Source organism: Brevundimonas sp. UBA7507, from assembly GCF_002478355.1.
In the GTDB taxonomy this organism is placed as follows: domain Bacteria; phylum Pseudomonadota; class Alphaproteobacteria; order Caulobacterales; family Caulobacteraceae; genus Brevundimonas; species Brevundimonas diminuta_D.
On sequence record NZ_DLNP01000005.1, the window covers coordinates 149,137 to 156,180 of the forward strand.

At 70.0% G+C, this 7,044-nt stretch carries 5 protein-coding genes and 1 tRNA gene; 1 reads left to right on the forward strand and 5 read right to left on the reverse strand.

Annotated features, from left to right (window positions below; translation table 11 throughout):
- Positions 1 to 25: 25 nt before the first annotated feature.
- The 3 genes from B3D50_RS03910 to B3D50_RS03920 all read right to left on the reverse strand — a co-directional run bounded on the left by B3D50_RS03910 (position 26) and on the right by B3D50_RS03920 (position 4,393).
- On the reverse strand, positions 26 to 1,066 hold the full coding sequence (locus B3D50_RS03910; protein WP_286949512.1) for a DNA adenine methylase: 1,041 nt from the start codon (positions 1,064 to 1,066) through the stop codon (positions 26 to 28).
- Between the two features lie 9 nt (positions 1,067 to 1,075).
- Positions 1,076 to 2,539: a pyruvate kinase gene (pyk, locus tag B3D50_RS03915; protein ID WP_076223477.1), complete on the reverse strand. Its 1,464-nt coding sequence runs from the start codon at positions 2,537 to 2,539 to the stop codon at positions 1,076 to 1,078.
- 153 nt (positions 2,540 to 2,692) lie between these two features.
- Entirely contained in the window at positions 2,693 to 4,393 is a 1,701-nt protein-coding gene (locus B3D50_RS03920; protein WP_286949514.1) for an alkaline phosphatase family protein, read from the reverse strand.
- A gap of 154 nt (positions 4,394 to 4,547) precedes the next feature.
- Here B3D50_RS03920 and B3D50_RS03925 point away from each other — a divergent pair, with 154 nt between their 5' ends.
- Positions 4,548 to 5,708, forward strand: a complete 1,161-nt coding sequence (locus B3D50_RS03925; RefSeq protein ID WP_286949516.1) for a patatin-like phospholipase family protein — start codon at positions 4,548 to 4,550, stop codon at positions 5,706 to 5,708.
- Between the two features lie 20 nt (positions 5,709 to 5,728).
- Here the strand turns inward: B3D50_RS03925 and B3D50_RS03930 are convergent.
- Both B3D50_RS03930 and B3D50_RS03935 read right to left on the reverse strand, forming a co-directional pair.
- Positions 5,729 to 5,815 (reverse strand) — tRNA-Leu (locus B3D50_RS03930).
- Positions 5,816 to 5,865: 50 nt separating this feature from the next.
- Positions 5,866 to 7,044: M20/M25/M40 family metallo-hydrolase (locus B3D50_RS03935; protein ID WP_286949518.1), on the reverse strand; the 1,179-nt coding region annotated here is incomplete at its 5' end.

A 7,044-nucleotide genomic window follows, 5' to 3' on the forward strand; every position in this document is an offset into this window, starting at 1 on the left:
GGCGTGCGCCCGGCTTTCGTTCCCGTCAGGCGGCGACCGGCAGTTCGATCGGCCGATCCGTGACCACGAATAGATATTCCACATTCCTCAGCCGCCCGACCGAGCCGACCTTCTGGCCCTTCAGGTTATGGATGCCGATGCGGGCGCCGACATAGCGGGGGCGCGGAATCTCGACCACCTGGACGTGGCCTCGCGCCGACAGCATGGCCGTCAGCTCGTCGCGGCTCAGATAGCCCTCGTCGTTGAAGCTGACGATCAGGTTCGGCGCCCTCAGCCGCTCGATGACGGTCTGCAGGGCGGGGCCGATGCCCGGCCGGCTGTTGAAAGCCGACTTGCGGGTCTTCACATCGACCCGCTTGCGCGCCACGCCATAGGTCTCGGGCTTGTCCCACAGCACCAGGCTTTCCCAGCAGTGGTAGTTGCCGAGGTAGGAGTGCTGGTTATAGGGCGGATCCAGATAGACGAGGTCGGCCTCGACCTCGGCGGCGATCTCGACCGCGTCGCCGTGCGTCGCCACGCACGGCCCCGCCGCGACGCCAGGCAGCAGGTCGGGCAGGCGCAGCTCCAGCGGCTTCAGCGCGCGCGGCGCCCACTGTTTGATGAAGGCCATCTGCAGGCCCGCCGTGGAATCCACCCGGTCGGCCGCCTCCATCAGGGCGACCAGGACGACCGCCTTCAATTCCGGCTCCAGTCCCATGACCTCGATGCGCTCGCGCATGGCGTCGATGCGAGCGCCGTTGTCGGGGTGGAAGAAGCGGGCTTCCTGGCAATAGGTGCGGGTGAACCAACCGGGCGCGGGCGCCACGGCGCGCAGTTCGGCCAGCACCCCCTCAGCCTTGTCGGCCCAGACCTCGCGGTCGGCCTGGACATAGGCCGTGGCGAGCGCATGGGCGTAGGCGTTGTGATCATTGGACCAGACGCGGAACCCCTCGCGCTTCAACGCATGGCCCACGCGCGCGGTGCCGGAGAACAGGTCGCAGACCGTCCCGCCCAGCGGCTGAGCCGCGCGCACCGCGCCGATCACCTGGCCCAGAAGCGCGCGCTTTGAGCCGATGTATTTGATCATTCCGCCCCGTCAGGTTTTGCGGGCGCGCTTCGCCCCGTGTTGCCGAGGGGCAGCATGGGCCGGAGCATGGGCCAGACGCAACAGATTCGCCGCGCCCGGCGCGCCGAAGGGCGTTCCGGCTAGGATCAGGATGCGCTGTCCCGGCTCGGCCAGGCCGTAGAGCATAGCCGCCTCGACCGCATCGTCGGTCAGGCCTTCCAGCGAGGTCGGCTGTTCGCCCAGACGCGGCTCCAGCCCCCAGACCAGGGCCAGACGACGCGCCGTCTCAGGCTTGGGCGTCAGGGCCAGAACCGGCTGCAGCGGCCGCTCGCGCGACATTCGCCGCGCCGTGCCGCCCAGGGTGGTGAACACCACCATGCAGGCGGTCGAGGAGGCCTCGGCCGCCTTGCGCGCGGCCGCGACCAAAGCGTCGACGTCGTGGATGTCCATGCCCGCGTGTTCGGCGTCCATCAGGCCGGGCCACAGGGGATCGCGCTCCACCCGCTCCATGATGCGGTTCATGATGGTCACGGCTTCCAGCGGATAGTCGCCCGCCGCCGTCTCGGCCGACAGCATCAGGGCGTCGGCGCCCTCATAGACGGCGTTGGCCACGTCGGACGCCTCGGCGCGAGTCGGGGCCGGGGCGCTGGTCATGGATTCCAGCATCTGCGTCGCGACGATGGCGGGGACGCCCCGCTGGCGGGCGGCGCGCAGGATTTTCTTCTGGGCGACCGGCACTTCCTCGGGGTCCATCTCGACGCCCAGATCCCCGCGCGCGACCATGACGCCGTCGCAGTAGTCGAGGATGCTCTCGAGATCGTTCAGGGCCTGAGGCTTTTCGATCTTGGCCAGGCAGGCGGCCTGGCCGTCGACGATCTGCTTCAGCTCGGCCATGTCCTCGGCCTTCTGCACGAAGCTGAGGGCCACCCAGTCGACGCCGAGGCGAAGCGCGAAGGCCAGATCCTCGCGGTCCTTGGGCGTCAGGGCCGACACCGGGATGACCGCCTCGGGCACCGCCACCCCCTTGCGGTCCGACAGCTTGGAGCCGCTCTCGACCGTGACGTCGCACCATTCGTCGGTGCGCTCGCCCACGCGCAGCCGCACCCGGCCGTCGTCCAGCAGCAGCAGCATGCCGGGCCGCAGCGCCTTGAAGATTTCCGGATGCGGCATCTGCACCCGCGTCTCGTCGCCCAGCGCCGGGTTCAGGTCGAAGCGCATCTGGTGGCCCGGCTTCACCTCGATCTCGACATCGGCGAAGCGGCCCAGCCTCAGCTTGGGCCCCTGCAGGTCGGCCAATACGCCCAGCGGCCGCTTCAGCGCCATTTCGGCCCCGCGCACAGCCTTGAGGGCGGCGGCGTGGTCGTCGTGCGACCCATGGCTGAAGTTCAGGCGAAAGACGTCCACCCCGGCCTGCGCCAGCGCCTTGACCGTTCCCGGCGCACGGCTGGCGGGTCCGAGTGTCGCGACGATGCGCGCGCGGCGGGCTCTCTGCATGAACGGGTTTCCTCTTGCGGCTCTGACGGCCTGACGCCTCCCCTCAGAGGCGTTTCTCAAGCCCTTGTGCCAAGGAAACGCGGAAGGCGTAAGGCCGTCGCACCGTGTCGAAACACGAGTTTATGACGGCCCGCGCAGCCTGTTTCGCGCCGCCTACTTCGTAGGGCAGCGGCCCTTGGCGAACTGGGGCAGGTCCATGCAGCGGCCGTCGATCGGGCCGTCAGGCTGGACGCCGATCAGATTGGCCAGGGTCGGGGCGATGTCGATGGTGCGCATCGGCAGGAACCGCTCCTGCCCTTCAGCGCCCGGCCACCAGAAGACGATGGGCACGCGGCGGTCATAGTCCCAGGGCGAGCCGTGGCTGGAGATGGCGCCGCCGACGCGGCCCTGGCCGGTCAGGCCCGGCTGCCAGGCGCGCAGGATGTCGGGCGAGCGGCCCGCCACCGCCGACAGACGCAGGCGCTCGCGCACATTCAGGTCTTCGGGGTTGATCGAGTTCGGCGCAGGCTCAGCCAGCAGTTCGTCGCGGGCGACGGCCAGGGCGACCTGCGGCTCGGCGTTCAGCAGTTCGATCGCGGCGGTCAGCACCTGGGACCGCAGCGGCTCCGGCAGGGACTTGCGGTCCTTGTCGACGATGACGAAACCGCCCGCCGATGAGATCAGCGGATCGGCGTCCAGACCAAAGCGGGCCTTCAGCGCGGCGTTGACGCGCGGCTGGAGGGCGCGATCCACCCGGCCGGCGTGGGGATAGCCCTCGACCGCCGAGCGCTCGGGGAAGTCCGAACCGCCGTGGTCGGCCGTCAGAACAACGATGGCGCCGCCGGGGATGGTCGACAGCTTGTCCATCAGCACGCCCAGGGCCGTGTCGAGGCGCAGCATCTGCTCGCACATCTCGGGCCCCTGGGTGCCGTAGCTGTGGCCGATGCGGTCGGTGGCCGACAGGCTGACGCCCAGCATATCCGTGACGCCGCGACGGCCCAACTGCTGGCTGTCCATCAGTTCGATCGCCCCTTCGATGGTCAGCTCGTCCAGGATCGGCGAATTGTCGAGGCGGAAGTCGGCCGGCGGCACCTTGGAGTCGAAGGCCTGACCCGCAATGGTCCACCGCCCTTCCAGGCGGCGGCAGGCGGCGTTGGAATAGGTCCAGCTGGGCGCCTGTCGCGTGAAACGGTCGATCATGCGGGCGTTCAGGGCCGCCACCGGGGCCAGACGCGCCTGGGCCGACTGGCCCGGCTCGACATAGGTGGTGAAGCCGAAATTGTCGGTCAGCCAGAAGGCGCCGTCGCCCTTGTGCCCGGCCAGGGTGATGGCGCCGCGATCCTTGCCCGACACGCCGTAGACGCGGCTTTCCGGGCTGACGGCCTTCAGCCAGTCGCCCAGGGTCGAGGCGCTCAACTGTTCCGGACCGACCGGGCCGTTGTCGGTGTTCTTGCCGTGGGCCAGGGTGTTCTGCGGCGCGGCCAGGCAATAGGTCTCCTGGCCCGTCGTCGTGTCCAGCCAGTCGTTGGCGGGAATACCGCTGCGCGCCGGGTGAGCTCCGGTCAGGACGGTCGAGTGGCCGGCGCAGGTCACGGTCACCCCGTGGGTCTGATAGCCGTTGATCGAGACCATGCCCTGATCCGCAAGGGTCTTCAGCCCGCCGGTGAACTGGCTGCGATACTGGTTGAACAGATTGGCGCTGAGTTGATCGACCACCACGGTGACGATCAGGGACGGGGCGGCTCGGCCGTCCTGGGCCGCCGGAGCCGCAGTCTGAGCCGCAGCCTGAGCCGTCTGGGCGAAGGCCGCGGGCGCAGCCGCGCCCAGGCAGAGGCTCAGCCCCAGGGCGGAAGCGAGAAGTCGGCTACGAAACATGAAACGGCTCACCTAGCGGAACAATCAGCGTGCGACACCTACGCCCCCCTCATGACGAGGCCAAGACAGTTAAGCTGGACGCCCGCGCAGTTTCGCCCTGCGGAACCGCGGCACCGCATTTGACCCAAGCCGCGCGAAAGCCGAGAAAACCGTCGTGATTGATCCGCGCCCCTTGTCGTCCCAGCCCTTGCCGCGCAAGCGGCTGCCTGCGCCGCCGGCCGGCCGCGGGCGCATTCGGGGGTTCGAGGATATCCGGCTGAGCGTCGAGCAGGCGGAAACGTCGCTGGAAGCGGCGGCGGACCGTCTGTCCCTGCCCCGCTCCGGCTGGTCGTCGGGGCATTTCGACATGCTGGCCGTATCGGGCGGCGCGGCGGGCGGCGCCTATGGCGCGGGCGCCCTGGTCGGACTGACCGAGGCTGGAACGCGGCCTGAGTTCGCCCTGGTCACAGGCGTCAGCACCGGCGCCCTGATCGCGCCCTTCGCCTTCCTGGGACCGGCGTGGGACGAGCGGCTGGCCGACGCCTATACCGGCGGCCATGCAGCCGACCTCCTGAGCCTGCGGCGGCTGGCCTCGACCCTGACCGGCAGCCTGTTCCGGGGCGAGGCGCTGGACGCCCTGATCCACCCCTTCGTCGACGAGGCGCTGATCGACGCCGTCGCGACCGAGCATCGCCGGGGGCGTCGCCTGCTGGTGGCGACGACGGACCTGGACAGCCAAAAGGCCTGCATCTGGGACATGGGGACGATCGCCTGCCACGGCGGCGAGGAGGCGGTCGCCCTGTTCCGCGAGGTGCTGGCCGCCTCCGCGAGCCTGCCCGGCCTGTTTCCGCCGCGTCGTTTTCCGTGCGAGGTCGACGGCGAGCCGTTCGAGGAGATGCACGTCGACGGCGGGGTCGCCGCACCGCTGTTCCTGATGCCCGAGGCCCTGTTGCGCTGGAAGCGCGTCGGACGGCGCCTGCAGCGCAGCCGGGTGCATATTCTGGTCAACACCGTGCTGGAGCCGGAACCGCGCACCACGGCCCAGAACGTCGCGGCGGTGCTGACCCGCAGCTTCGACGCCATGCTGCGGTTCTCCTATCGTCAGGCGCTGGGCGTCGCCACGACCTTCTGCGCGGCGCAGGGCCTGCCCATCAGCGTCGCGGCCATTCCGGACGAGCCCGAGCAGGGCGGGATGCTGAGCTTCGACACGGCGACGATGCAGCGACTGTTCGAGGCCGGACGACAACGCGCGCGCGGCGGCGATCTGTGGCGCTCGCCCGTCGCCGAACCGCGCGGATTGATTTCTTGGCTGGAGCGCCTGTCGCCGCAGACCTGAAGGCGATCGTTCAGAGCCGTTGGTGCGGGCGGCCGGGGTCGAACCGGCAAGGGCTTGCGCCCGACGGATTTTAAGTCCGTTGCGTCTACCAGTTTCGCCACGCCCGCGAACCGACCGGGCTGTATAGCCAGCCCGCTCAATCCCGCCAAGACGCGCCTTAGCGCGCCGGCGTCTGCGCCGCGCGCGCCGCGCGGAAATCCACATCGGAATCGGCGATCAGGCGCACCAGAGCCGCCCAGGCGGCGACGTTCTGGGTCATCTGGGCCGGGTCGATCTTGTCCAGGGTGTCGTCGGCGGTGTGATGCAGGTCGAAATAGCGCGTGCCGTCCTGACGCAGGCCGAAGACCGGAACGCCCGCGCGCGCCAGGGGACCGATGTCGACGCCGCCGAACAGCTCGGCCTCGCCCGGCAGCACGCCCAGCGGACGCAAGACGCGCTCGGCGATCTTGGCGAAGTCCGTATTCTGCGAGCCGGGCGGCAGGCCCAGGGCGTAGACGCGGTCCGCGCCGAAGTCGCTCTCGCCGGCGATGACGTGCTTCTCGACGCCCGCGCCGATGTCGCGGACATAGGCGCCGCCGCCGTTGCCGTGGTCGGTCGGCTGGGCGACCTCTTCGGAGCCGTACAGCACGACGCGGATCGTGCGCGCCGGACGGCCCTGCTCGGCGATCAGCTTGGCCGCGGCCAGGGTGATGGCGCCCCCCGCCGCGTCGTCGATGGCGCCGGTGCCCAGATCCCAGCTGTCCATGTGCGAGCCCAGGACGATGATCTCATCCGGGCGCGAGGCCCCGACGATGTCGCCCATCACGTTCTGACTGTGGGTCTCATAGGTGCGGGCGGTGGACTTCAGGCGCAGGCGCACCGTCTCGCCCATGCCCACCAGCCGCGCCACCTGATCGGCGTCCGGCGCGCTGAGCGCAAAGGCGGGCAGCGGCACCTTGCCCTCGACATAGCGGGTCGTGCCGGTGTGCGGCATGCGGTGTTCGTCCGATCCGGCTGAGCGCATGACGAAGGCGACCGCGCCGCGCTTGGCCGCCTCGGTCGGGCCGACGCCGCGAATGCGCGACAGGGGGCCGTAGCCCGAGCCGTCCTGCATCCGCACCATCTGGCCGCCGTCGACCACGGCGATCTTGCCGCTCAGCGACCCGGCAGGGGCCGCCAGCAAGGCGTCCAGACCGTCGAAGAAGACGACCTCGGCCTCCACGCCCTCGGCCGGCGTGGAAATGGAGTGGCCCAGCGCCGCCACGACCAGCTTCTGGGGACGCGCGCCCAGGATCTCGGCGCTCTCCTCGCCGCGCTCCCAGCCGATCAGGGGGAATTGTTCGATGCGGACGTTCTG

Coding starts and splice junctions, on each gene's coding strand:
- B3D50_RS03910 (WP_286949512.1), bottom strand. CDS start 1,066: ATGATCAAATACATCGGCTCAAAGCGCGCGCTTCTGGGCCAGGTGATC.
- pyk (WP_076223477.1), bottom strand. CDS start 2,539: ATGCAGAGAGCCCGCCGCGCGCGCATCGTCGCGACACTCGGACCCGCC.
- B3D50_RS03920 (WP_286949514.1), bottom strand. CDS start 4,393: ATGTTTCGTAGCCGACTTCTCGCTTCCGCCCTGGGGCTGAGCCTCTGC.